This is a genomic window from Ureibacillus massiliensis 4400831 = CIP 108448 = CCUG 49529 (assembly GCF_000772965.1).
In the GTDB taxonomy this organism is placed as follows: domain Bacteria; phylum Bacillota; class Bacilli; order Bacillales_A; family Planococcaceae; genus Ureibacillus; species Ureibacillus massiliensis.
On record NZ_JPVQ01000018.1, the window covers coordinates 1 to 24,001 of the forward strand.

Below are 24,001 nucleotides of genomic sequence, written 5' to 3' on the forward strand. Positions count from 1 at the left end.
AACATTAACTGCACTTATATTGATTGTTCAATTTAGTGTTGACATTCCATTTCTTTTATACACTTTGGTAAATGATTAATTAGCACTTTTATAGTTTTTATATAATAAGCAGTTTTTTTTGAAAGTGTTTCTGACCTCGCCTCACTATTAGCTAATTTATGACGTGCATATTCCATATATATTTTAGCTGTTGTGGTTAAATTTAAGGGTATGGTGATCTTATCAACTTCAAACTTAAATTTGTTGACCGCATCAATTGTCGTAAATTCACCGGGGGTTTGAGGGAGAAATCTATCATTTTCTTGTTTTTGTTTGTATTCAATTACTTCTGATTCTAAGACAATCCAATATCCCATTTTGTTAAAACCGTTTGTAACCTTTTTTGCAGATTTCATATGCTTTTTTATCGTTTCTCTAGCACTTTGGAGACTTATATCCAGTAGTTCCATAACATCTTCAGGGAAAATATACCCTTTTGGTAATGGGATTCTTTCTTGTGAATAGATTTCTCTTATCCTATCTATTTCTGATCTATTGATGAAAAACTTACTCGTATTTGGTCCTTTAATATAATCATTAACAGTTCCATTTTTAATATAGATTCTTATTGTATCTTTACTACAACCTATTATTTGGGAAACTTCATCTATATTTGCGTACTTTTCATTTAATGTTAGCTTTTCTTCAAAGTACGCTTCTACTTCTGAAGCCAAAACTATATAAGAATCCCTAACATGTTTTTTATGGTTTTTTAATATATTTTTCCTAATTAATTCTCTTATCGATTCCGGATGAATATTGTACTTTTGTATTTGATAAGCTAAAACTGAGCCACCATCGCAGTTGAAAAGTGAGCCACTTTTATATGAAAATAATCCTAACTTCATAGAGTTAGGAGCGTATAGAGGTGATTTCTTTGGAGAAGAAACAAAAAGTTTTATTAGCCTTTCATCAAGAAAATAAGAGTCAACGTCAAATTGCGAAGGAGCTTGGGATTTCTCGGAATACTGTAAAAAAGTATATCGAAGAGGATCTTGAAAAAAGAAAGCAAGATATTCGAGAACTACCTATTACAGATAACTATGTAACGCCTCCGTCGTATAAAAAGCGAAAAGGCAATAAACGTGCATTAACACCTACGGTGATGAAACGTATTCGAAAAATGTTAAAAGATAATGAATTTAAACGGCAACATCAGATGCACAAGCAACAACTAAAAATGATTGATATTCATGAAAAGTTATTAGATGAAGGTTTTGAAATTAGTTATACCACTGTTAGAAATTTTGTAAATAGTGAGGAGAAACGTCAAAAAGAAGTGTTTATTCGTCAAAAGGCAACTGCTGGTCATGAGATTGTATTTGACTGGGGAGAAGTAAAATTAATCATTGATCAAACATTACGTTCTCTTTCAATGGCGGTCTTTACCCTACCATATAGTAATGAAAGAATTGCATATTTATATGGGAACCTCAAACCCCATCTCACAGGCTCTTCGGCCTAAAGCGGAGGCTAAATGAGTTTTACCGGTTCCAGGTGCTCCGACTAAAATTATGTTCTCATGGCGATGTATAAAATCTAGGTTCATCAATTCCTCTTTCGTTAAATGTGAGGGGAGACAAATATCTTTATGCCATTCATAGTTTTCTAGTACTTTGTAATCTAAAAATCGTGCTTTTTTAATGTTTCTAGATGCTTTCGCCTGTTCACGGCCATCTCGTTCTTTTAGTAATAATTTATAGACAAATTCATCTGGTGTTGTAAATGGAATTTCCTCGAACCCCTCAGCGATATGAGCTAATCTAAGTTGCTTACATAAATGTTCGATCGTTTCATTCATTTTCACTCACCCCCGATGTTACTGGCTGTAGAGCATCATACTGTGACCACTCTACATCATAAGGATGAGAAGAAAGCTTATCATTATTGGCTATTAACTCATAAAATTGGCTATCAATTTCCTTCATATCATGCTGAAGTAGTAGGGTAATAACTTCTTCGATTCTCCGTTTCCGTAAAGATAAGGATGGGACTAATAAATATTCCCTTATACGTACCGGTAGGTACTCTGTATATCTTGAATGGCCAACTACTCTCGGTTTAAGTAGCCAGTCTTTGAATATATCAATCCAAGGTATAAACCTACGCTTTTTCATATATGGTCTTGAATCACTTAAAATTACTTCACCATTATTTGTTATGACCTTAAACTGATCCCAAAAAGTAACGCAATATAACTGCGAATAGTTCTTCGCCTTTGGCACATGAATGAGATGTTGATCCAATTTGAATTCGTTATATTTATTAAATTTGATTGGCATTTGTTTAAAAACTGGATAATCATTTTCAGGTAACTTTAATAATTGCTTCTGTTCACTCTCCCATAAAATTTCTATCATTTCACCCTTGCGATAGTGCATGCGTTTACGGTCTTCTACTAATCTCTCAGATAACTGATTTTCTAAATCTTCAAAGTCCTTCATTACAGGAGGGACACTAAAGAAGTTGTATCGAATATAACCAACTTTCCGTTCCACATTTCCTTTTTCATGACCGCTTCGGGGATTACAAACTTGAACTTTAAAGCCATAATGATTTTGAAAAGCAATGAATTCATCAGTTAACTGTGCTTCTCCTTCGGAACCACGCACTTTTTTCACCGCAGGTGTTAGATTATCGATTCTAATACTAAGTGGTACGCCTTCAGCTTGTTTAAAAAGTTTCTTCAGCCCACTTAAAAAGCACTCTTGGTTTTCAGAAGGAAGGGGGATTCCTAATGCGACATTACTTGCTGGAAATGACATTACTAGTGCATGTACATCTACTATTTCCCCTTCATGAACAGCTTCCATTATCCCAAAATCAACTTGAGCTTCTCCTTCAGGATGTGTTAATCGTTCAAATCCCTTGGAAATTTCATCATCTCTATTAGCTCTCCATTCCTCTATAAAGTTACAGACTGTTCGATAAGAACCTTTGAAGTCCATTTTTCCCAAGGCTTCATACATTTGCTTATTAGTTCTTCTTAATTTCTTCTTTACTTTTGAGTCCTCTTCAAGCCAATCACTTACGATTTCTCCCCATTTTTCGTCATACATCATTCCTTTCTTTATTTGTGTTTTTACTTGAGGTAGTTGATCCTTATCACCATATTTTTTTGCTGTTCTCCAATTGATGGATAAAGTTTCCGCAATTGTAGATATCGATAATCCTTTTTCATTTCTTAATGTTTTGATACAATTAATTTCAGACATTGCTAGCATCCTTTCATTCCTCCACTGCTAAAATTCGACACTTTAACAGTAGAATGACTTGGGGTGGCTGGCAAGTCTATTTTTTTGCACTAAAAAAGTGCTAGACTCTGTACAAATTCTTTGCACAAGTCTGCACTTTTATTTTGCAATAAACAATATTGATTATTTGAGTCCATTCTTACACCCTTCTTCTACTTTTTCTTATATATTTCATCAATCTTTTTTTCTAGTTTTTCTTTAATTCTTTTTGTATTAGCTAGATATGGTTTTACTGATTCAAAGCTTTTATCCCCTCTTGGAAAACTAACATCATATAAATTATCAGCCTCTTCAGCTAATAAGTTTGAAAATATTCCCCTACCTATATGACTGGACCACAGTTCACTTTCAAGCACTAAAGCATTATTTCGATCCGCCATGTTGTCCGAATCTCTAAGACATTGCAGAAATATATCCTTAATTCTATTAAAGTGATAATAGTAATTGTTACCTGTCATAGCTAATCCTTTTTGATTAAGGAATAGTGGGGTTTCTCCACTTAATTTCATATCATCTCTAAAATTATTCATATGTTTCTCATAAAATATAGTTGACCAGTTCTTAAAACCAAAGACTATTTGTCTTCTTTTAGTTTTTATATAACTAGATCCTGAAGTATTAACAATATCCTTTCTCAAGTTTCGATCCTCAGACAGATCTACGATAAAACCGTATTCCCCTTTATCTCCTATTAACTGTAGGTCTCTTATTCTAAGATTACATAACTCTCCAGTTCGGAGGCCACCAAAGAATTGCAAATAAAGTCCAAACAAAATTTTGCTATCTGTTTGATATGCAATTTCTAAAAAGGTCAGTATATATTCTTCTGGTAATTTATGCATTCTCGGTTTAGAAGCTTTATAAAAGTATTGAACATTTTTAACTTCTAAACTATGATTTATGATCTTTTTTTTATTCAGAAATTCAAAAAACCTTTTTATATATTTCTCGTGTTTCTTAACTGTATTTTTAGAAGTCCTTTTATAAGATAACTCTGATAAAAAATTTATTGCATGTTCTGATTTTAATTCTGTCAGACTCTTAACCTTATTATCTTCGTCACTTATTAAAAAATTTAAGAACATAGCTAAGGTATCTGCGGGTGCTTTCATAGTATTAAACTGAGCATTTTTCCAATTATCTAATAAAAACTCTGTTGAAAGGGGATGAATTATGTCCACTTTTGTGTCTTCATTTTTAATTTTTATACATGCATATTTTTTTTCTATTGGATTACCTGTTGAATTTTCAGCATATTGGGCCATTATTGCACGTACAACAAACCTTACATTAGTTTTCATATTAACAATCTTACTCTGGATTTTGCCCATTGTTCTCCCAACCTTTATAAATGTATCTGGTCTTTAAATATTCCTTCTCAGATTCACTTTTATATCAGACCTTATTTCTCCGACAAACTTTGTTGTTCTAGTTTCAGCCAATTCATTTAGTTCACTTTGGGCAATTTCAGTCATATATAAGATCCGCATCTGTCTAATCATAGCGGGTGAAACTGTATACATAATATTTGCCATCAAACTATACTTTCGAAATAATTTATTAATTGCATCTCTTGTCAGTGGACCCTTTTGCCCAAGTAATAGTTTGTTAGTTTCAGAAACCGGTCTAACTTCTAAATAGTCCTTTATAATATTTATTAGAACTTCGTTTATAGTAATTTTCGAAATGGGCATACCTTTTGGACTTTTTAAAATTTTGAATTCTATATAACCTTCTGAGGAACTAACAATTTCTATATCGTCGAGTTTAATATTAATTAGTTCAGAAACCCTACAACCAGTTCCGAATAATAAGTGGAATATAAGAATATCCCTCTTATTTTGACCATCTATGATTACTTCTCGAATTTTTACTAAATCATTTAATTCCATTATTCTCTTAGTCCCCTTCCCTTGACTTATTCTGATAACTTCATTTGGTTTAATTATTTTTACAGATTCTCCAGTATGATATAAAAATTTGTTATATCGAATTACACTCTTAATCTTCCTTAAAACCGTGTTTTCACTGTATTTGGGGGTTAAAAATATTATGTATTCATTTAAAACTTCTTTTGTTATCTGGTTGTCTAGCTTTTTATTTTTTAACCATTCATAAAACTGAACTATATCAAATAAATACCCTTCTGTCGTACTCTTTGATAAGCCTTGTCTTTTTAATTCACAAAGAAATTTTTCAATCATTTATGAGAACCCACCCTATTATTCAACTTTTCCCAATATTACATAAATATACAAAATTTGTCTACATAATTTTCTCAATAATTAAAAAATACTAACTTCTGCTAGCCCATCTCTGTATGAATATAATTATATAAATGTATAATTATTTTATTGAACTGCTTTTTCAGACTATAATAGTTATGAGGAACTATTTAAAGATTAGTAGAAATAGAAAAGATTTTATTCATTAAATTAATCTACAATCTCACTCTCACTTATGCCAAATTATTAAAACCAATGAGGAGGTATTAAAAATGGGGCGATTTTTAGTTATTGCAGAAAAACCAGATCAAGCAGCAAAGTTGGCTTCTCCTTTTTCTTTTACTAAAAAAGGAGGTTATTTTGAAGTTAAGCCAAATTCATATTTTCCTGAGGGTGCACTTATCACATGGGCAATAGGACATCTATGTGAATTAAAAGCTCCTGAAGAATATAATCCAACCTGGAAAAAATGGACTTTAGAAACATTACCAATTATTCCAAATAGATTCGAATATAAAGTTTCAAAATCAAAATATAAACAATTCAATGTAATTAAAGGTTTAGTGAAAAGACCAGATATCCAAGAAATCATAATCGGTGGAGATGCTGGTCGTGAAGGTGAGCTAATTGTTCGTACCATCTTAAAAGTATGCGGTGTAAACAAGCCAATGAAACGTTTGTGGATATCGTCCTTAACTGAAAACGCAGTGAAAAACGGATTCTCAAACTTACTGCCAGAAGAAAAAACGAGAGATATTTATTTCGAAGCATTAAGCCGTTCATGTGCAGATTGGTTAATCGGAATCAATGCATCAAGACTATATACGGTTCTTCTCAAAAAAAACGGCGTAAAAGATGTTTTTTCAATAGGTAGAGTGCAAACACCCACGCTTGCACTAATAGTTAAAAGAGAACATGAAATTAGGGATTTTAAGCCGGAAACTTTTTGGGAAGTTGAAGCAGAATTTAATTTCGATGGAAAGATTTTAAAAGCAAAATGGCACAATAATAATAATTCAAAAGTGCAAGAAGAAAGACAAGCAATAGCTATCGCTAATTTCTGTATAAATAAAAATGTAGTAATTACAAGTATTAAAAAAGATACAAAGGAATACGTCCCACCCTTGTTATTCAATTTATCTACATTACAAGCAACAGCAAATAAGACATATAAGTTCTCACCACAAAGTACGCTGGATATTTTGCAAAAACTCTATTTGAAAGGCCTAGTTTCTTACCCAAGATCTGATTCACAATTTTTAACCAATGAAGAAGCAAAAACACTACCAAATATATTAGAAAGTTTGGGCCAAATTGATAGGTATAAAAAACTGCTCCCTCCCCCAACAATTTCAATTATGAATAATAAAAGATACGTGAATGAAAAAAAAGTAACAGATCACCATGCAATTATCATTACAGAGCAGTTGCCGAACTTTTCAAAACTTAGTTCGGAAGAAGAAAAAATTTATGACTTAGTAGTTAGACAAGTCATTGCAGCTCATTATAATAACGCTATTTTTTCTTACACAACAATTCATTCACTTGTAGACACACGTGCTGAATTCATTTCTAAGGGCAAAGTGATAATTGAAGAGGGGTGGCGTAAAGTCCTTTATCATTCTAAAGACAATACATCTGAAGATGAAGACGACCTGCTTCCTCTACTACATGAAAATGAGCAAGGGTTAGTATCTAAGTCAAATGTCAAAAGAAGCGAAACACAGCCACCAAATAGATATTCTGAAGGTAACTTAATTACCTTGATGAAAACAGCCGGAAAACACCTTGAGGATACAGAACTAGAAAAGGTTTTATCGAAAACTGAGGGATTAGGTACTGAAGCCACACGCGCCGGAATTATTGGTACACTTAAAGATCGAAATTATATTGAAGTTAAGAAAAATCAAGTCTTTGCAACGACTAAAGGCATGCTACTTATTGAAGCATTGGGTGAAAGCATTTTAACCTCCCCTTCAATGACGGCCAAATGGGAGCAACGACTAGCTGAAATTGGTTTAGGACAAGCGTCTCCTAAAACATTTATAGAGCAAGTAAAAAAGCTGGCATATAAATTAACTACAGATGCTAATGAACGCGAAAAGGAATGGGCATTCAATGAAAACGTAGTTGAAAAAATCAGCTCAAATAATCCATATAATAAGAAATATAAAAAAGAAAAAACTATTATCGGAAAATGTCTACTTTGCGGTGGTTCCATTTTAGATCATGGAACTTTTTACGGTTGTTCAAATTATAAATCCGCTAACTGTAAATTCTCGGTTTCTAAAAAAGTCCTCAGTAAAACCATTTCCCAAGCTAATATGAAAAAGCTATTAACTAACGGTGAAACAGACTTAATCAAAGGTTTTAAAAAAGGTGAAAAGATTTTTAATGCTCACCTAACTTGGGATATAAAAGCACAAAAGACTAACTTTAAATTTCCTCAGTAATTTGTCATAAACACTTAAATTCTGGATAAAAACAAACCTGGTATTTTGAACAAACTTTGATCAAAATACTAGGTTTTATCTGTATATCATCATTAATTTATATTATAAAAACTCGGAAAGGACTGTGAATTGATTTGATGTTCTCAGCCAAAAAGAAATTATGTAAGCAATAGTAATTTTTTCATTATGTCCAATTTAATATGTCCATAATATATGGACATATTAATAACGGCTATATATCGACCTTTTTGATGATCAGCTTATTATGTCCATACATTTTTTTGTATATAATGTTCTTGGATATGTAATTAGCTTTTTCTCATATAAGCTTTGGGCAATTTTCAACGTTTCTGATGAGGTAAAACCATAAAATTTATTTGCTTCTTTTTGTAATTCCAATAATGAATGAAGCGGTGGAGCATAAAATGATTTTCGCTCCGTTTTTATATCCAATACTTTTGCTTCAGATAATATCATTGATTGAATCTGTTCAGCCAATTCTATCGTCGGGATTTTGTTTTCCTTGGTTTTTGGATGAAACCAAAGCGCTTTAAAGCCATCAAGCTCGATTTCAATTTGAAAGTATGGAACCGGCTTAAATTGCTGTATTTCTAGCTCCCTTTTTACTACAATCGCTAAGGTCGGGGTCATCACACGACCAACTTTTATAATCCTACCTGACTTTACTGTTGCTGCTCTCGTTAAATTTAATCCAATTAGCCAATCAAAAACCGCTCGATACATAGCTGCATTTCGTAAGTTTTTAATTAAAAGATTGTTTTCGTCAATTAAATTGTTAAAGGCATCTCTTATGGCACGATCTGTTGTTTGTGAAGTCCAAAAACGTTTAACAGGTAACCTGCAGCCTACTTTTTTATAGAAGGAATAAAATATGTTTTCTCCTTCCATCCCAGCATCACACGCATTAATTATAAAATCGTATTGGTTCGTCTTTAACATTTGTTCAATATCTTTATACACTTTGTAAGCTGATCTTTTAATTCGAAATTCGTATTTATCCGGAATCATCGGTAATAGCTGAAGATCCCATTTTTTCCACTTAGGATTGTACTCATGGGGTTCTTTTAATTCCACAACATGTCCAACAAATGATGCAAAATCAACTTTAAAAGGTAGCTGCATCGTTTTATAAACTTTTTGTATATCACGCATAAGAGATGGCTTCTCTGCGATTAATAATGCTTTTTTCATAAGCCATTCCCTCCTTCTACTACACTAGTATATATTTAAGAGCATACAAATGTAAAAATCTCAAAAATAATAAATGATAGAATTTATATAGAAGAAAATTCATTTTTCAATATGTTAATATTTCTAATATCGACGTTAATCTTTACTAAAAACAGGATATTTTCAACAATTTCTAGCAAAATACAACATATGTTGATATAATAAATTTACTAGTTTTTGGGGGTGAATGTGATGCAAAATGTATCAAAAAGAACTATATTATGGATAGTTCCAATTATAATTATCGTAATATTCTGGTATTTTTACGGACCAAAAGATGAGATTACAGATAATGAATACATATCTTATATTAAAGAAATAAAATATAACGAAACTGAAGAAACGTTAGCGTCCGCCTTTGAAAATTATTGTGAAGAAGGAAAATGGGTGTATTTCCAAACACAGAAAAATCAACATGTCGTTGAATTTAAAGGAAGCTGTCCACAAGATAATTCTTCAAAAGAAGTAAACCTTCAATTTATTGTAGAAAATGAACAATCTGGATTTCAAGTGGGCGTATTATTAATGGATAGTGAACAACAATCTGAAGAGCAGCGAGATACTTTTTTAAATAATGTAATCACTAATTAATCGTTAAAAAATCGTTAAAAAATTAATGCAAGCCTTTTTGAAAAACTTATCAAAATGGCTTGCTTTTTTATTTCTAATTTATTTAATACAAAATAAAAAATGTTTTTCACATAAATCGAGAAACAAGGACATTTATAAAACTAATTAGATAAAAGCTCCTTATGCCAAATTGTTGTCTGATTTCTTCCATTGGATTTAGATACATATAGAGCTTTATCAGCAAATAAAAACAGGTCATCTAACGACTCTGTATGTTCAGGGAATTCAGAAATTCCTAGTGAAATAGTAATCGTTTTTCCTACTGGGCTTATACTACTAGCTACTTTAGTTCGAATCTTTTCGGTAATTATATAGGCTTCTTCGGAATTAGTATCTGGGAGCAATAGAACGAATTCCTCTCCCCCAAAACGAAAGAAAGCATCTTTTTCTTTCACTATTGTTTGAATGGTTTTAACTAAATACTTTATCACTTCATCACCCATTTGATGTCCATAGGTATCGTTAACTGATTTAAAATGATCAATATCTAGTGCAACTAAGGAGAATAAATTTTTTTTAGTTGCTAACCGCATCATAACTTCATTTAATTTTCTTCTATTCGGTAAATTTGTAAGTGAATCCGTCATAGCCTCTTCTACAAGCTTGTTGTTATTTTTTTCAACCGCATTTATGGCAATTATAAGACTCTTTGTTAAAAGATCTGCTTCCCGATTCCAATGTGATTGAAATTTTGGCGTTTTAATTTCATTATCAGAACCAAATTGATTAACAAAATCCGCTAAATGGATAAATGGTTTAGCAAGCCCTCTAGCTAAACCTATCGAAACAATAAGTAATATTAAAAAAGGAATCAATATTGTCAATAATAGATTTTGAATGTGTTTTTTTAAAAGCCCATCTACATAGGCTACAGGTGTCTGTTGCACTACTCCCCAACCTATTTCAGGAATAGAATTATAGGCCGCAAACATTTGCACACCAACCGTATTGGTCACACGTTGCATTCCACTTTCACCCTGCACAAGCTTCGAAATGATGGGATTGTCCTCAACTGTCTCACCGATACGTTTTGTATCTGGATGAAATAATAATACACCATTCTGTCCTACTACATAGTAATAGGAACCATTTTGATCAACTATATCGTTGCCCAGAATTTCATTCAATACATTTTGTTCATGTAAATAAATCGACCCACCGATGATCCCCCGATAGTTTCCATTATTATCATAAAAAGGTTCACTCATTAAAACAAGCATACGTCCAGTCGGTGCCTTATAAGGAGAAGTTAACATTGGCTTTTTCGAATTAACTACCTCCTTTGTAACCCCTGTAATATAATCCCCTTTAATGCCAACAGTAGCAGGTGCTATATTACGAACTAAACCCGTTTCATCTATCCATGCTAACGAATTGAAGTATCGACTATTACTTCTTAAAAGTTCAAGATGCTCTTGAATTTCTTCATCCTTCATGTCTGGATGGTCCTGAAGAAATTCAGTAGTTTCTTGTATGCTTATTCTCATCGATTTAAACAAAGAATTCACTGAATCCCCTATTTTATCGGACTTCGAATAATTAAGGAATAGGTATGTATCTGTCAAAGATCTCTTCTCTGATTGATAGGATGCGAACAATAAAATTACAGTAGTTAATAGAACGGATGTAATAATAAGAGTTATAAACAAAGTAGTAAGTTTTAATTTTCTTTTAAATAGTTTTTTCATAACAAGTATTCATCCTAATAAATTAAAAAGTTTTATTATTTTCGAATAACTAATTTAGTCTAACACACAAAATTATTAGAATCTATTTAAATAAAACCACTAATATTCATAGTACAAATCATTACCAGTATGCTCCAACTTATATAAATTAAAATCACTGTCTTTTTTAATTCTGAAGAGATAATTTTTAATTTTATTTATTTCAGACTTGATATATCCACCTTTTACAAACCTGAAAATCAACGATAAAATGAAATATAGTCTTAATTTTTAGACATATTTTATTCAATAAAAACAATTATACTAATGTATTTTACATAATTCGAAAGAGGCGTAATTCATGAATGTATCTTCTATGATTAAATTAACGATTTCCATGGCCATTTTTGGTTCTGTTGGTTTCTTTTCTACTAATAGTGGTATACCAGCTCTTGAACTAGTTTTTGTACGATGTATTTTTGCTACTTTATTTTTAGGTGGACTATGGTATTTAACCGGTGGACATAAAACAGAAAAATGGAATAAAAAAGAAGTTTGGCAAACCTTATTATGCGGAGTATTTCTTGTATTAAATTGGGTATTTTTATTTAAAGCATTTGAGGAAATGTCTATTTCCATTGCCATATCTATTTATAATTTAGCCCCTATCTTTGTATTAATTTTAGGAACTGTATTATTAAGAGAAAAAATGACAGTGAGTGGTGTTCTTGCGACAGTCATCTGTTTTATCGGTAGTATTTTAATTGTTGGGATTGAAAATTTTCATTCTATCGATCAATTCATTACTTCTGGCTTTGTATGGGCTTTGCTATCTGCCGTATGTTATGCATTAACGATGTTCACAAGTAAAACACTTAATAACTTATCTCCCTATGCAACAACCTTTTTACAGACGATTGTTGGAATTATAATGTTACTTCCATTTTGTCAGTTTGATGTATTCAATGGTTTAACTACAACAAATTGGCTTTATATTTTAGGAACAGGAATAATTCATACAGGCTTTGTTTATTATTTATTTTTTGATAGTATTAGAAATCTTTCTACAATCATTGTTTCAGTTCTTGTTTTTGTAGATCCAGTAGTTGCAATTTTATTAGATACATTGATTTTGAGCTTTAGACCAACCCTTTTCCAATCATTAGGTATCATCCTTATATTCGGTGGAATTCTTTTCACTATCTTTAAGCCGAAAAAAGGTGTTGCCCTTCCAATAGAAAATAAAGAAGAAATCGTCTCATAAAAATAAACCAGCGAAATCAATTATTTTCGCTGGTTTCTTACTTTATCTATCCGTCATTTGCTTCCAAACAGAGCCTTTTGCTTCTTCACCTTGTTCAATACGTGCAATCGCCATTTTAACTTGAAGCTTTACTTCAAATTCTGGATCATTTTCGGCCTCATGCAATGCTTCTAAGCATTTTTCTGTACCTGTTTCATATAAATACATTGCCGCGCGCCAACGAACAAGTTTATTTTTATCCTTAAGAGCGTCAATCATAGCTGGCTCAAATTCGACAAGTCCTAAATCACTCATACAGTCTCCTGCTGTTCTTCTTACAGCAGCACTTTTATCTTTTAAAGCTCGAGAAAGAGCGGGAACAACGGCAACATCCTCAATCATACCTAAATATACGGTAGCTAAACGGCGGATTGACATTTGATCGTCCTCTAAAGCTTTTTCAAGAAGAGGTAAATCTTCAACCTCTGGATCTGGTATTTGATCTAGCATTTGATAGCGTTTTTGCCAATCAGCTTCATTTTCAAATTGTTCAAGTGTGACTTTCTTACGCTCCACGGCTACTGTATTTTTTGAATTTGCTGCTTCTACTAATTTTTGTACCCGTTCAGAAGGATATGTTGCATCGATTTCCTTTAACACATTTTGTGCAATATCCTCTTTTTCACCATAGCGTACACCAAAGTCAACCCACTTGCGTTCTAATAAATAATTATCATCCATTTTATCGATTTCAACGGATTGGAACGCTTGTGCAAAACGTTCACCTGTTGAAATTCGATGCTCAGATGAAGAATCGAACACTTTAATTTGAAGTGGTATTCCTCTAAACATTTGAACATGAACAAACACTTCGCCATAGTGTTCTACCGCTTGTTCAGATTGTTCTACCTTGTCACTTTTTTCTCCTAGCGCATTACGAATACTTGATAAAATTGTTTCCCAATTATACTTTGCATTTCGTTCTACGGCTAAGAAATCTGCTACATGATAAACGCCCTTTACACCTTCAACCTTTAATATTGCCTGTACTTCTGAAGGAGCGTCTGCGACATTTTCTTTCGTATAATTATAGCTTTTTCCAAAAGGTAGCTCCTCATCAATGACAACCTTCATAGAGTTAGGACTTGGGGTTGGTTCAATTGTTACGATTTTCATTTACATCTCTCCTATCCTTTTACGATTTCTTCAAGGTACGACCATCTTTCAATTAATCTTTCGTATTCTTTATTTAATTGATCCAGCTTTTCTGTTAGTTGCTGTAATTTTGTATAGTCAGAACCTGCATTTGTTATTTCTTCTTCTGTTATCATTATGTCATTTTCTACTTGAGAAATGGAATCGCTTATTGTTTCCCATTCCTTTTGCTCTTTAAAAGACAATTTTTTCTTATCATTTTTTACTTTTTGTTGTTTTGGTTTCTCTACTTTTTCTTCTTTTATTTCAACTTTATCAAGGAGATTTTGTTTTTCTAAATAGTCACTATAAACCTCTAAGCTTTCATCTACATTGCCTTTTCCATCTAAAATCCACAGTTTTTTAGCAATTCGGTCTAAGAAGAAACGATCGTGGGAAATAGTTAGCACTACCCCAGGGAAATGTTCTATGAAATCTTCCAACACTCCTAAAGTTTCAATATCTAAATCATTTGTAGGCTCATCCAATAACAATACATTCGGTTGCTCCATTAACAATTTCAGTAAATGAAGTCTTTTTCTTTCTCCACCTGATAATTTTCCAATCGGCGTTCCGTGTGTATGTAATGGAAATAGAAATCGCTCTAACATTTGAGCTGCTGAATATCGAGTTCCTTCTGCATCCGTAATATCGTTGGATGCTTCACGAATATATTCTATCATTCTTTGATTTTCATTCATTACAGGTAGCACTTGTTTAAAATGTGCTCTTTTTACTGTTGCGCCAACAATAACTTCACCAAAATCCGGTTGAAGTTCACCTGCAAGGATATTCAGTAAAGTCGATTTACCATAACCGTTTGCACCAATAATGCCAATACGATCACCTTGCTGAAGTAAAAAGTTAAAATCCTTTATAATAACACGTTCACCATAAGCTTTAGTAAGTTTTTCACCTTCTAATACTTTCTTTCCTAATCGAGTAGTTGCAAGAGACATTTCTAAATTAGCCTCATTAGTTCCACGTTCAATTTTCGTATCAAGCTCTTCAAAACGTTGAATTCTTGCTTTTTGCTTTGTTGTACGTGCTTTAGCACCACGGCGAATCCATTTTAACTCTGAACGGTATCGGTTTCGTAATTTATCTTGTGTAGCCGCATTCATTTCTTCACGAATTGCCCGTGCTTCTAGATAATCGGCGTAATTCCCTACATGGCGATACAATGTTTGATCAGCAAGCTCATATATATGCGTTGATACTTCATCTAAAAAGTATCGATCATGGGTAATGAAAATGACCGCACCTTGCAAGCGAGTAACCATTTCCTGCAACCATTCTGTTGATTGGACATCAAGATGGTTTGTAGGCTCATCCAACAAATATAAATCAGCTGGCTCGATTAATACTTTTGCTAATGCAACACGTTTTTGCTGACCACCCGATAAATTCGAAACGATTTCATCATACATATCGATCCCAAGCTTGGTTAAAGACGACTTTGCAAGGGCATTAATGTCCCAAGCCTTTTCCATATCCATTTGTTGCTGTAATCGAAAAAGCTTATTTTGCAAATCTACCGAATTAGGGTTATTTGATAATTGGACAACCGTATCCTCATATTCGCGATTTAATTTCAATATTGGTGAATCACCCGAGAAAACAGCCTGTAAAACCGTTACTCCTTCTATGAAAGTTGGTTCTTGTGGCAAATATGCTACACGGTATTTATTTGGATGGTCCATGTTAATGACATCAGCATCTTGAACTCCAGCTAATATAGAGAGTAATGTTGACTTACCTGTCCCATTAATACCAATAAGGCCTGCCCGTTCTCCCTCGTAAATCGTAAATTCTATGTTTTCAAAGAGCGTTTTATCGCCTACTGTTTTCGTTAAATTCGAAACAATTAAATGACTCATGAGATTCCTTCTCTTTCCTTTTTAAGCTGTTGTAAAAAGGATAACATAAAAGCATGTCTTTCTTCAGCCATTTGCTTTCCTTTTTCTGTTGTCATTAAATCTTTTAATAATAATAGTTTTTCATAAAAATGAGTAACTGAAGCTGTGTTTTTACTTCTGTATTCTTCCTCAGTCATTTCCATCCGCGCTTCTTCTGCATCATCATATAGTTTTCTTCCTTTAGCTCCACCATAAGCAAACGTCCGTGCAATGCCAATTGCTCCTATGGCATCCAATCTATCCGCATCTCTAACAATTTTTGCTTCCAATGTTTTTGCAAGTTTTTCATTTCCACCGTTAAAGGACACACTTTCAATGATTTCACGAATTTGCTGCTGCTGTTCCAAACTTAAGGGAAGCTCATCTAATAGTTGATTTTCTAAATTTTTATTATCCGTATACTTTTTATCACTTACGTCATGTAACAGAACTGCTACTAGCACTGTTTCTCTATCAGCTGTCGGTTCACTTTCTAGAATCGCTTCAGCATTTTGTATAACACGTTCAATATGGGCAAAATCATGACTAGCATCGTATTGATTGTATATGTTCTCTACCTTTTCTTGTAATTGTTTAATAATAACCATTATTTCTCACTTGTCCTTTCAAAAAAGAAACTTCTTTTATTTGTATTATAGTTGGACTGGCATTAATAAACTAGTTTTAAGAGTGAAAAATGAAAGGGGATAATTCTGAAAAATAACGAATTTGGTGGATTTCTTATACGTGTTGTACTAGGTGTTACCTTCCTATTACATGGACTAGCTAAATATCAGGAAGGGATTGGGGTAATTCAGGATCGATTTATTAACTACAACATTCCGTATGCGGATTATGTTGCAATCGCTGTCATATTTTTTGAAGTCATTGGTGGTTTATTTATGGTTTTTGGTATTACAACTAGGTTTATTGCAACAGTATTTATTTTCATTATGATTGGTGCAATCACTTATGCAAAGTTCCCATTAGGATTTTTACAGGGATATGAAGTAGATGTTTTGCTAATAACGATGTCTTTATATTTATTGGTTGCAGGAAGTAAATTCCTTGCTCTTGATAACTTTTTTATTGAAAAAAAGAAAAAGAAATAAATAAATTTACATTTTTGTTACTTAGGCTTGTTGATTAGAAAATCACAAGCTTTTATTATTGAAATCAATGGGGAAATGAAACAATTTCAACATACAATACGACTAATGGGAAAAGGAGATGAAGTAAATTGAGAAATAAATGGTTATTTATTATCATCATTTTTATCGTTATTCTTTCGGGCTGTGGTACTAAAACGAATGGAACTGGTGTACCATCAAGTAATTACGAATACGAGAATATAGTTGAATCATCTGCAGAAAATGACGTGTTTCTATTTAAACTAACGAGCAAAAAGGCTGTATATCAAGTTGGAGAGCCTCTGGAAATAAAAGCTGAACTTACTTACAAGGGGGATGAAGAAACTATAAAAATCGCCCATGCCGCCTCCCCTATTTGGTTACTCACAACAAACTTAACTGAAGACTACCAATTCGAGGCTGCTATGAATGAACCTCTCATCATTACACCATTAATAAAAAATACACCGTATGTGGAACAATACCGTTTTTCAGGGGGAAGTTATTTTGAAGGGGCTCCTGGGAAGCCATATAGTGATGATTTAATAATGCAAATGGTTAAAGGAGAATTCCCTCCTGGTCAATATGAAATTAAAGGAAGAACAGATTTTGCTGTCGGTGAAGACATGATGGGCGATAAAATAAACCTTGAAACGTCCATTATATTTACAGTGATTGAATAATTAAGCCTGCTGATTTTCTTCCTAGATTTGTACTTTTCTCCTCACACAAATTATTTCTATACTATATAAATTATTATATACTAGATTTATATTTTAGTAGTATTTATTCGAGGGGGATACTGATGATTAAACAGGTTAAAGGAAAAAGAATTGAAATTAAAATTCTTTCGGCAGAAGATCGTATTGAAATCGAACAAATAAAAGAACTTTTTATTGAATATACAAAATCACTTGCTATAAACCTAGATTTTCAAAATATCCGATCTGAACTTGAAACACTACCAGGAAAATATGTAAAGCCCGATGGATTATTAATATTAGCACTTGTCGATGATCAAACTGCTGGTTGTATTGCCCTTCGAAAATTAGAAGGTAATATTTGTGAAATGAAACGTTTATTTGTAAGAGATACCTTTAGAGGTTACGGAATTGGAAGAAGTCTCATTTCATTTTTAATTAACGAAGCGAAACAAATGAATTATGAATTTATGCGACTTGATACTTTGGACACAATGAAAGCAGCTCAAAATCTATATGTTTCCTATGGCTTTTATGATATCGAGCCTTATACTTTTAACCCAATTAATGGTGCTCGATTCATGGAATTAAATTTACTTTCCAATAAAAAGAAATAACTCTATGTAACCTTCTTTATATTTTTTAGCACAACCTGATTGTTTTTCTTGGTTATAGGTTTAATTCATTTCGTTGATGTATATGATTATCAGTGAAAGCTTAAAAAGATTATATAAAAGGTTTGCATGGAAATCGCCATACAATAGTATTAAATGGTAAATTTATTGTATAATAATACGTATCATTTAAGAGAGAGGGATGTTAACATGCATCAAGGAAAGGTAAAATGGTTCAGTAATGATAAAGGATACGGTTTTATAGAGAGTAATGATGGTCAGGAGGTTTTTGTGCATTTTACAGGAATTATGGGAGAAGGATTTCGTACATTAGAAGATGGGCAAGAAGTGTCATTTTTAATTGTAGAAGGAAATCGTGGTCCACAAGCAACAAATGTGACGAAAATATAAAAAACTCCTCCTATAAGGAAGAGCTTTACTTCACAAAGATATATTTACCATTTTCGATTACAATTTCTTTCTCTTCATTTGAACCTGAAATTGTTACATGACTTATTTCTGAAGGTGAACTATCTTTTTTATTAAAGGTTAATTCGTATTCAGGAGCTATTAACTTCATACAAGTGTCACTTTTCTCAACTTTGTATTCAAATAACCCCGCCCATTTCTCAGCGATTTTTAAATTTGGTACTGAAAATGAAATTTCTTTTATTTTTAAATTTCCAAGTGGATGATTTTTAATCGTACCTAGCTGCTTTAATTCCTCGTAACGTTCTTGATCCTCACCTTCCCACTCTATTAGAAATGGCAAGTCCAAATCCTGCTCTTGGAATCCAAAATGAAGTAATTTCCATTTTACAACTGATCCATCAGGGCGTGTTCTTGAGAAATTCTGTGGACCAAATACAGATAAACCTAGTGCTCTCAATCTTTTCGCATCTTCTTCGATTGAATTAGTTCGAAGAGCAATTCGATTAAAACCGTTTCTTCTATTTCTTTTTAAATAGGTTTCATGCAAAGTAAACGGTTCCTTAGCAGAATCTAAATAGAGTTCCTCATCAAATATGCCGATATATTCTATGTATGAAAGACCAAAATAACATAATGAGTTATATGTCCCCCACATATCATGTTTTCCACCAGGAACTGTATAAAGTCCAATATTTTTTGTTTGTTCTATTAATTTCTCAGGACTTTCTACAAAATGCACAATATGATCAAGCTTATACACTTTTCATAACCCCCTTTTTCTAGAAAAGCCAACTTACATTATTTAGACAACGATTCATATTTTGATGAATCGTTTAATTGTTCATCCCAATCTTTACTTACATCAACCCATTTTGATGCACCAGAAAACTCCATTAATTCATCACAAGTAAGTTCAATTGCAGAGTTAATACTTCCACATGCCGGAAATACTGTTGAAAAGCGTTTCATCGATTTATCTAAATAAATCGGTAAATCATTGGCTAATCCAAAAGGACAGACGCCACCAATGACATGTCCAGTTTGTTCCACAACTTCGTCTGCATTTAACATTTTTGCTTTCACTTCAAATTCATCACGGAATTTTCGATTATCAACCTTTGCATCACCAGCAGTAACAACTAGAAATGCATTCCCTTCTTTATCTTTAAAGGATAAAGTTTTTGCAATGCGAGCAGGAATAACATTTAAGGCTACTGCAGCTTGTTCAACGGTTGCGCTTATTTGTTCATATTCAAGAATATCTTGTTCACGGTTAAATTTTTTCAGATGTTCACGGACACTTTGCAATGACATAACATCAATCCTTTCTTCTCCTATCTGCTTTCTGTTGAATACAGACTATTATACACAGAATTTTTAGAATTTAAAAAGAATGCAATCTAACTTAGGAGAAATTACCGTTTTGCAAGTATTTCAAATAATGTGTTCGCGGTTTTTTCCTTTCCTTCAACTCTTGTTACATCACCGTTAGAAGAAATGATAAAATGAGGCTCATCCTTTCCATATAAAGAATTAGAGCTATTGGCAACCATGTATTCCGCATTGGAGGATTCCATTCTTAGCTTCGCCCGTTTTATTAAAAAATCAATATCATCTGTAGCTTCTAGCTTAAAACCGATTAAAGTAAGTTTTGTATCCCATTGTTTAATTTGCCCCAATACTTTTGGAGCTTTTTTAAAATGAATGATCGGTGGTTCATCCGATGGCATTTTCCCCTTCTCGTCCATCAGGTTTCCAGACTGATCATACACTTTATCAATTACCCAATCCGATCCAGCAGCAGCCATAATAACAAAGTCAACTTGTTCTGATTGAATGATTTCCTTCATTTTATTAGCTAAATCTTCAATTCCTTCAAACATAACTGTTCGCATCGATTTTGCATTTTCAGGTAGTTTTGCAAAATAACCATGTAAATAAATAACTTCTGCCCCTTTTGTTAACGCTGCTTCTGCGAGAAAACATCCCATCGTTCCCTTAGATAAATTCGTATGTCCTCGAACACGATCCCATTTTTCAAGAGTTCCCCCACTTGTTATTAATACTTTTTTTCCCTGTAAGTCTTTCACGTTATCACCTGTCTCTTCAGTAAATTACTTATATTTCCTTAGTGTACTCAATTTGTGATGTTTTTTCATTAGAAGATAACCACTTCATCAGCACTTCTATAAAAATTTTCGTAGCTGGAGATAATTTTTGTTTTGTTGCTAAGCCAATCGTACGATAACAGTTTTGTTTTAGTGGTATTGCTCGTACCTTTGGAGGTAACGTTTTTAAAACGAGCTCAGGTAAAATAGAAATCCCTAATCCATGTTCCACCATCGAAACAATTCCCGTTTCATCGTATAATTCAAATCGAATAGTTGGTTTTACATTATTCAATTCCAAAATTGTCATTACATCATTCATACCACTATACGAAGTTAGTATAAATGGCTCTAATTCTACTTCCTCTATATCTATAGATTCTTTTAAATAAAGGGGGCTGCTACTTGATACGATACAAAGAAGTCGGTCTCGGAATAGAGGCTTGAAATGAAACTGATTCGAATAGGTTCCATTCAAAAAGCCACAATCAATTTCCCCATCAATTAGCATTTGTTCGATTTCATAATAATCCCCTTCACGCAATTCAATTCGTATTCCCGGATAGTTTTGTTCCATTTTTTTAATCAAGATGGGCATCCATTTAGAGGAGATACTTGAAAAAGTACCAATTTTCACTGTACCACTTGTAACTCCATTTATATTCGCTGCCTCTTGTTTAAGAAGCTCCTCTGCTTGTAACACTTGTCTCATGGCATTTAGTATGGTCTGTCCATCGTTCGTTAATTTTAAACCGCTTTTACTACGATGAATTAATGGGAATCCAAGTTCTTTTTCTAAACTCGAAACAGCATGACTAACTGCGGATTGGGTTAAACCGAGTATTTCACCAGCCCTAGTAAAGCTACCTATTTCAGCGACCTTATTAAATATTTCGTATTTTAATAAACTCATTCAATCCCTCCATTTTACATGAAAAAAATTCATCTATCCCATTATAAACATTCGTTTTACTAATCTATAAAACAATTATATATTAAATATTGTCAATAGAGATAGAAATCGGAGGAAATTTCATGCAATTAAAAGCAAATTTATTATTAGTAATCGTCACGATGTTTTGGGGAATGTCCTACATGTTTATGGTGATGGGACTTGAAACATTAGAAGTTTTTAATACGGTTGCCTTACGAAGTTTAATTGCATTTATTTTGGCAGGTCTTATTTTTTATAAAAAACTAATGAAACTTGATAAAAAAATTGTCTTATATGGTTTGATACAAGGTTTTTTCCTTGTTGGAGCTATTGGATTCCCTATGATTGGTGTTATGACAACACCTACTGCAAACGCAGGATTTTTAGTAAGCTTAACCGTTGTTCTCGTTCCAATTATGACTAGTATAATCGATAAAAAATTACCGACTCGTACAGTGTGTATCGCCATCATTTGTACAATGATCGGCATCATCATATTAACTTTTAATAGTTCTCTTACTTTGCAAATAGGAGATATTTTCTGTCTACTTACCGCATTTTCTTATTCGATTTATATTGTGTTGAATGGAAAATTTACTAAAAACGTAGATTCTTTAGCTTTTGGAATTTATCAAATGGGTTTTGCGGCTATTATTAGTGGGTGTATTTGTTTACTATTCGAAACACCTCAAATTCCATCCACTTCTAATTCATGGATAGCTGTCCTTGGCTTAGGTATACTTTGTAGTGCATTTGGCTTCATCGGTCAAACGGTAGCACAGCAATATACTACACCTACACATACTGGTTTAATTTTTTCACTAGAACCAATATTTGCAGCGATTTTTGCAATTATTTTTTTAGGAGAGAGTATAACAATCCAACTCATTATCGGCGGATTGTTTATATTTGGAGGTAATATTATCGCTCAATTAGAACATTTTAAAACTTTAAAAGTCGTTCAAAAATCAAATGACACACTCGTCAAAGAAACCATTTAGAAACGAAAAAACAACTCAACGAACTTAAGTAGTTTGAAATGCTAATCATTGAACAGCTAGGACGATTTTGTCCGTATACTAAAACAACTCAGGGGATAAAACTATCTCCCTGAGTTGTTTTTTATATGTAAGGCAGCTCTCGTTTGAGAAGCTGCATTTTTTCTATAGGTAACCAACCTTTGTAGCTTTGTACTAGTGCTACAAAAAGATAATACCAAATCTATAATCGAATGTCAATTATTTATTATATTAATTAATTATATATCAATATTTTATCATTTTCTTTCGTAAATTTTCATTAATTCATTCCCCAAAAACTGAAGCTTTTCACCAACAGAGCATTGTTCTATGCAAAAACGATGTGCACCTGACTTCCCCCGAGTATTTCTTAATTCACGTTTTATTGGGCACTCGTTACAATATGTGTCTGTCAGTTCATCTATATCTTTTATAACGGTATTTTTATTCACAAAGCTCCCCCTTTACATAACGTATTTCCATATTATAATTTAAAGTTTTTATTTGTCAAAAACGAAGTTACTTTATTAGCAGTTGTAAATTTTTATATGCAATAAGTTATAATATGCTTAAATTAATGAATTTTATTTCAAGAAAAAGTAGGGATATATATGTTAGAAGTGTATATAGATGGTGCAAGTTCAGGAAATCCTGGTCCAAGTGGAATAGGTATTTTTATAAAAGGTGAAGGCCACTTAATTCAAATTAGTGAATATATAGGTGAAACAAATAATCATATTGCCGAGTTCAAAGCTTTAATACGCGGCCTAGAGGAAGCCTTTAAGTTAAAAACTAGCCTTGTTTCAGTTCGTTCGGACTCAAAAATCGTTGTGTCTTCAATGGAGAAACAATATGTTAAAAGTGAAGAATATAAACCATTACTTGAAAAGGCCCTTCAGCTCTCAAATGAATTTGATTTGTTTTTTATTAAATGGATCCCGGATAACCAAAATAAAGCGGCAGATACTTTAGCTCGTCATGCCATATTAAAAGGCAAACAAAACAATTAGTTATTTATATGCTATGCAAGAATTTCAATATTGGTATAAACAAATTTTAGTAATTGTTATACTTAATTAAAACTATTTTCCCACAAATAAACAAGGTCATAACATGATAATAAAAAATAATATATTCCCAATACACGCATACTAATATAATAGAAATGGATACCTTTTGACATTAGTTCTGCCTTAAGGTATCCATTTG

At 32.6% G+C, this 24,001-nt stretch carries 24 protein-coding genes and 1 pseudogene; 10 read left to right on the forward strand and 15 right to left on the reverse strand.

The window, feature by feature from the left end:
* Positions 1-32 precede the first annotated feature (32 nt).
* Positions 33-887 (reverse strand): helix-turn-helix transcriptional regulator, encoded by an 855-nt coding sequence (locus CD30_RS10695; protein WP_036176593.1) that lies wholly within the window; start codon positions 885-887, stop codon positions 33-35.
* A 29-nt stretch (positions 888-916) separates the two neighbouring features.
* Between CD30_RS10695 and CD30_RS20785 the strand changes: the two are divergent.
* A pseudogene (locus CD30_RS20785) lies at positions 917-1,465 on the forward strand (sigma factor-like helix-turn-helix DNA-binding protein); the annotation flags it as partial.
* Here the strand turns inward: CD30_RS20785 and CD30_RS10700 are convergent.
* From CD30_RS10700 to CD30_RS10715, 4 genes are all read right to left on the reverse strand, one after another.
* On the reverse strand, positions 1,460-1,840 hold the full coding sequence (locus tag CD30_RS10700) for an ATP-binding protein (protein ID WP_084077819.1): 381 nt from the start codon (positions 1,838-1,840) through the stop codon (positions 1,460-1,462). The pseudogene CD30_RS20785 and the gene CD30_RS10700 overlap by 6 nt on opposite strands.
* Positions 1,833-3,263, reverse strand: a complete 1,431-nt coding sequence (gene istA / locus CD30_RS10705; RefSeq protein WP_036176596.1) for an IS21 family transposase — start codon at positions 3,261-3,263, stop codon at positions 1,833-1,835. Before istA ends, CD30_RS10700 begins: the two co-directional genes overlap by 8 nt.
* Positions 3,264-3,445: 182 nt before the next feature.
* Positions 3,446-4,624 carry a site-specific integrase gene (locus CD30_RS10710; RefSeq protein ID WP_036176598.1) on the reverse strand — a complete coding sequence of 393 codons (1,179 nt, stop codon included), beginning with the start codon at positions 4,622-4,624 and terminating at the stop codon, positions 3,446-3,448.
* Between the two features lie 33 nt (positions 4,625-4,657).
* Positions 4,658-5,497 (reverse strand): tyrosine-type recombinase/integrase, encoded by an 840-nt coding sequence (locus tag CD30_RS10715; protein WP_036176601.1) that lies wholly within the window; start codon positions 5,495-5,497, stop codon positions 4,658-4,660.
* A gap of 293 nt (positions 5,498-5,790) precedes the next feature.
* Between CD30_RS10715 and CD30_RS10720 the strand changes: the two genes are divergently transcribed.
* Entirely contained in the window at positions 5,791-7,971 is a 2,181-nt protein-coding gene (locus CD30_RS10720; RefSeq protein WP_036176604.1) for a DNA topoisomerase III, read from the forward strand.
* Positions 7,972-8,226: 255 nt separating this feature from the next.
* Here CD30_RS10720 and CD30_RS10725 read toward each other — a convergent pair whose 3' ends face one another.
* A complete protein-coding gene (locus tag CD30_RS10725; RefSeq protein ID WP_052126155.1) occupies positions 8,227-9,183 on the reverse strand; it encodes a DNA topoisomerase in 957 nt (318 codons plus the stop codon).
* 231 nt (positions 9,184-9,414) lie between these two features.
* Between CD30_RS10725 and CD30_RS10730 the strand changes: the two genes are divergently transcribed.
* Positions 9,415-9,813, forward strand: a complete 399-nt coding sequence (locus CD30_RS10730) for a hypothetical protein (protein ID WP_036176607.1) — start codon at positions 9,415-9,417, stop codon at positions 9,811-9,813.
* A 140-nt stretch (positions 9,814-9,953) separates the two neighbouring features.
* Here CD30_RS10730 and CD30_RS10735 read toward each other — a convergent pair whose 3' ends face one another.
* Entirely contained in the window at positions 9,954-11,540 is a 1,587-nt protein-coding gene (locus CD30_RS10735) for a sensor domain-containing diguanylate cyclase (protein ID WP_036176610.1), read from the reverse strand.
* Between the two features lie 340 nt (positions 11,541-11,880).
* Between CD30_RS10735 and CD30_RS10740 the strand changes: the two genes are divergently transcribed.
* Entirely contained in the window at positions 11,881-12,783 is a 903-nt protein-coding gene (locus CD30_RS10740) for a DMT family transporter (protein WP_036176612.1), read from the forward strand.
* Positions 12,784-12,825: 42 nt separating this feature from the next.
* Here the strand turns inward: CD30_RS10740 and CD30_RS10745 are convergent, their stop codons facing one another.
* From CD30_RS10745 to CD30_RS10755, 3 genes are read right to left on the reverse strand one after another with little or no spacing between them, the layout of a single operon-like run.
* Entirely contained in the window at positions 12,826-13,938 is a 1,113-nt protein-coding gene (locus CD30_RS10745; RefSeq protein ID WP_036176614.1) for a conserved virulence factor C family protein, read from the reverse strand.
* Between the two features lie 11 nt (positions 13,939-13,949).
* Positions 13,950-15,836, reverse strand: coding sequence for an ABC-F family ATP-binding cassette domain-containing protein (locus tag CD30_RS10750; protein ID WP_036176616.1), 1,887 nt, complete (start codon positions 15,834-15,836; stop codon positions 13,950-13,952).
* Positions 15,833-16,462: an HD domain-containing protein gene (locus tag CD30_RS10755; protein ID WP_036176618.1), complete on the reverse strand. Its 630-nt coding sequence runs from the start codon at positions 16,460-16,462 to the stop codon at positions 15,833-15,835. Before CD30_RS10755 ends, CD30_RS10750 begins: the two co-directional genes overlap by 4 nt.
* A gap of 135 nt (positions 16,463-16,597) precedes the next feature.
* On the opposite strand from CD30_RS10755, the gene CD30_RS19805 reads away from it, so the two are divergent.
* The 4 genes from CD30_RS19805 to CD30_RS10775 all read left to right on the forward strand — a co-directional run bounded on the left by CD30_RS19805 (position 16,598) and on the right by CD30_RS10775 (position 18,710).
* Positions 16,598-16,966: a DoxX family protein gene (locus CD30_RS19805; RefSeq protein ID WP_235802050.1), complete on the forward strand. Its 369-nt coding sequence runs from the start codon at positions 16,598-16,600 to the stop codon at positions 16,964-16,966.
* Between the two features lie 128 nt (positions 16,967-17,094).
* Complete coding sequence (locus CD30_RS10765) at positions 17,095-17,667, forward strand: hypothetical protein (protein WP_036176622.1); 573 nt, start codon at positions 17,095-17,097, stop codon at positions 17,665-17,667.
* A 122-nt stretch (positions 17,668-17,789) separates the two neighbouring features.
* A complete protein-coding gene (locus tag CD30_RS10770; protein ID WP_052126157.1) occupies positions 17,790-18,302 on the forward strand; it encodes a GNAT family N-acetyltransferase in 513 nt (170 codons plus the stop codon).
* Between the two features lie 207 nt (positions 18,303-18,509).
* Complete coding sequence (locus CD30_RS10775; protein ID WP_036176626.1) at positions 18,510-18,710, forward strand: cold-shock protein; 201 nt, start codon at positions 18,510-18,512, stop codon at positions 18,708-18,710.
* Positions 18,711-18,735: 25 nt separating this feature from the next.
* Here the strand turns inward: CD30_RS10775 and CD30_RS10780 are convergent, their stop codons facing one another.
* The 4 genes from CD30_RS10780 to CD30_RS10795 all read right to left on the reverse strand — a co-directional run bounded on the left by CD30_RS10780 (position 18,736) and on the right by CD30_RS10795 (position 21,752).
* Complete coding sequence (locus tag CD30_RS10780; protein ID WP_036176629.1) at positions 18,736-19,491, reverse strand: VOC family protein; 756 nt, start codon at positions 19,489-19,491, stop codon at positions 18,736-18,738.
* 38 nt (positions 19,492-19,529) lie between these two features.
* Positions 19,530-20,045, reverse strand: coding sequence for a YbaK/EbsC family protein (locus CD30_RS10785; protein ID WP_036176632.1), 516 nt, complete (start codon positions 20,043-20,045; stop codon positions 19,530-19,532).
* A 101-nt stretch (positions 20,046-20,146) separates the two neighbouring features.
* Positions 20,147-20,821, reverse strand: a complete 675-nt coding sequence (locus tag CD30_RS10790) for a phosphopantothenoylcysteine decarboxylase domain-containing protein (protein ID WP_036176634.1) — start codon at positions 20,819-20,821, stop codon at positions 20,147-20,149.
* A gap of 28 nt (positions 20,822-20,849) precedes the next feature.
* Complete coding sequence (locus CD30_RS10795; protein ID WP_036176636.1) at positions 20,850-21,752, reverse strand: LysR family transcriptional regulator; 903 nt, start codon at positions 21,750-21,752, stop codon at positions 20,850-20,852.
* A 122-nt stretch (positions 21,753-21,874) separates the two neighbouring features.
* Between CD30_RS10795 and CD30_RS10800 the strand changes: the two genes are divergently transcribed.
* Entirely contained in the window at positions 21,875-22,774 is a 900-nt protein-coding gene (locus CD30_RS10800; RefSeq protein ID WP_036176638.1) for a DMT family transporter, read from the forward strand.
* Between the two features lie 275 nt (positions 22,775-23,049).
* Here CD30_RS10800 and CD30_RS10805 read toward each other — a convergent pair whose 3' ends face one another.
* The gene (locus tag CD30_RS10805) at positions 23,050-23,244 is read right to left on the reverse strand and encodes a zinc-finger domain-containing protein (protein WP_036176640.1); all 195 of its coding nucleotides are present in this window, start codon (positions 23,242-23,244) and stop codon (positions 23,050-23,052) included.
* 159 nt (positions 23,245-23,403) lie between these two features.
* On the opposite strand from CD30_RS10805, the gene CD30_RS10810 reads away from it, so the two are divergent.
* On the forward strand, positions 23,404-23,802 hold the full coding sequence (locus CD30_RS10810; RefSeq protein WP_036176642.1) for a ribonuclease HI family protein: 399 nt from the start codon (positions 23,404-23,406) through the stop codon (positions 23,800-23,802).
* The last annotated feature ends 199 nt before the right edge of the window (positions 23,803-24,001 follow it).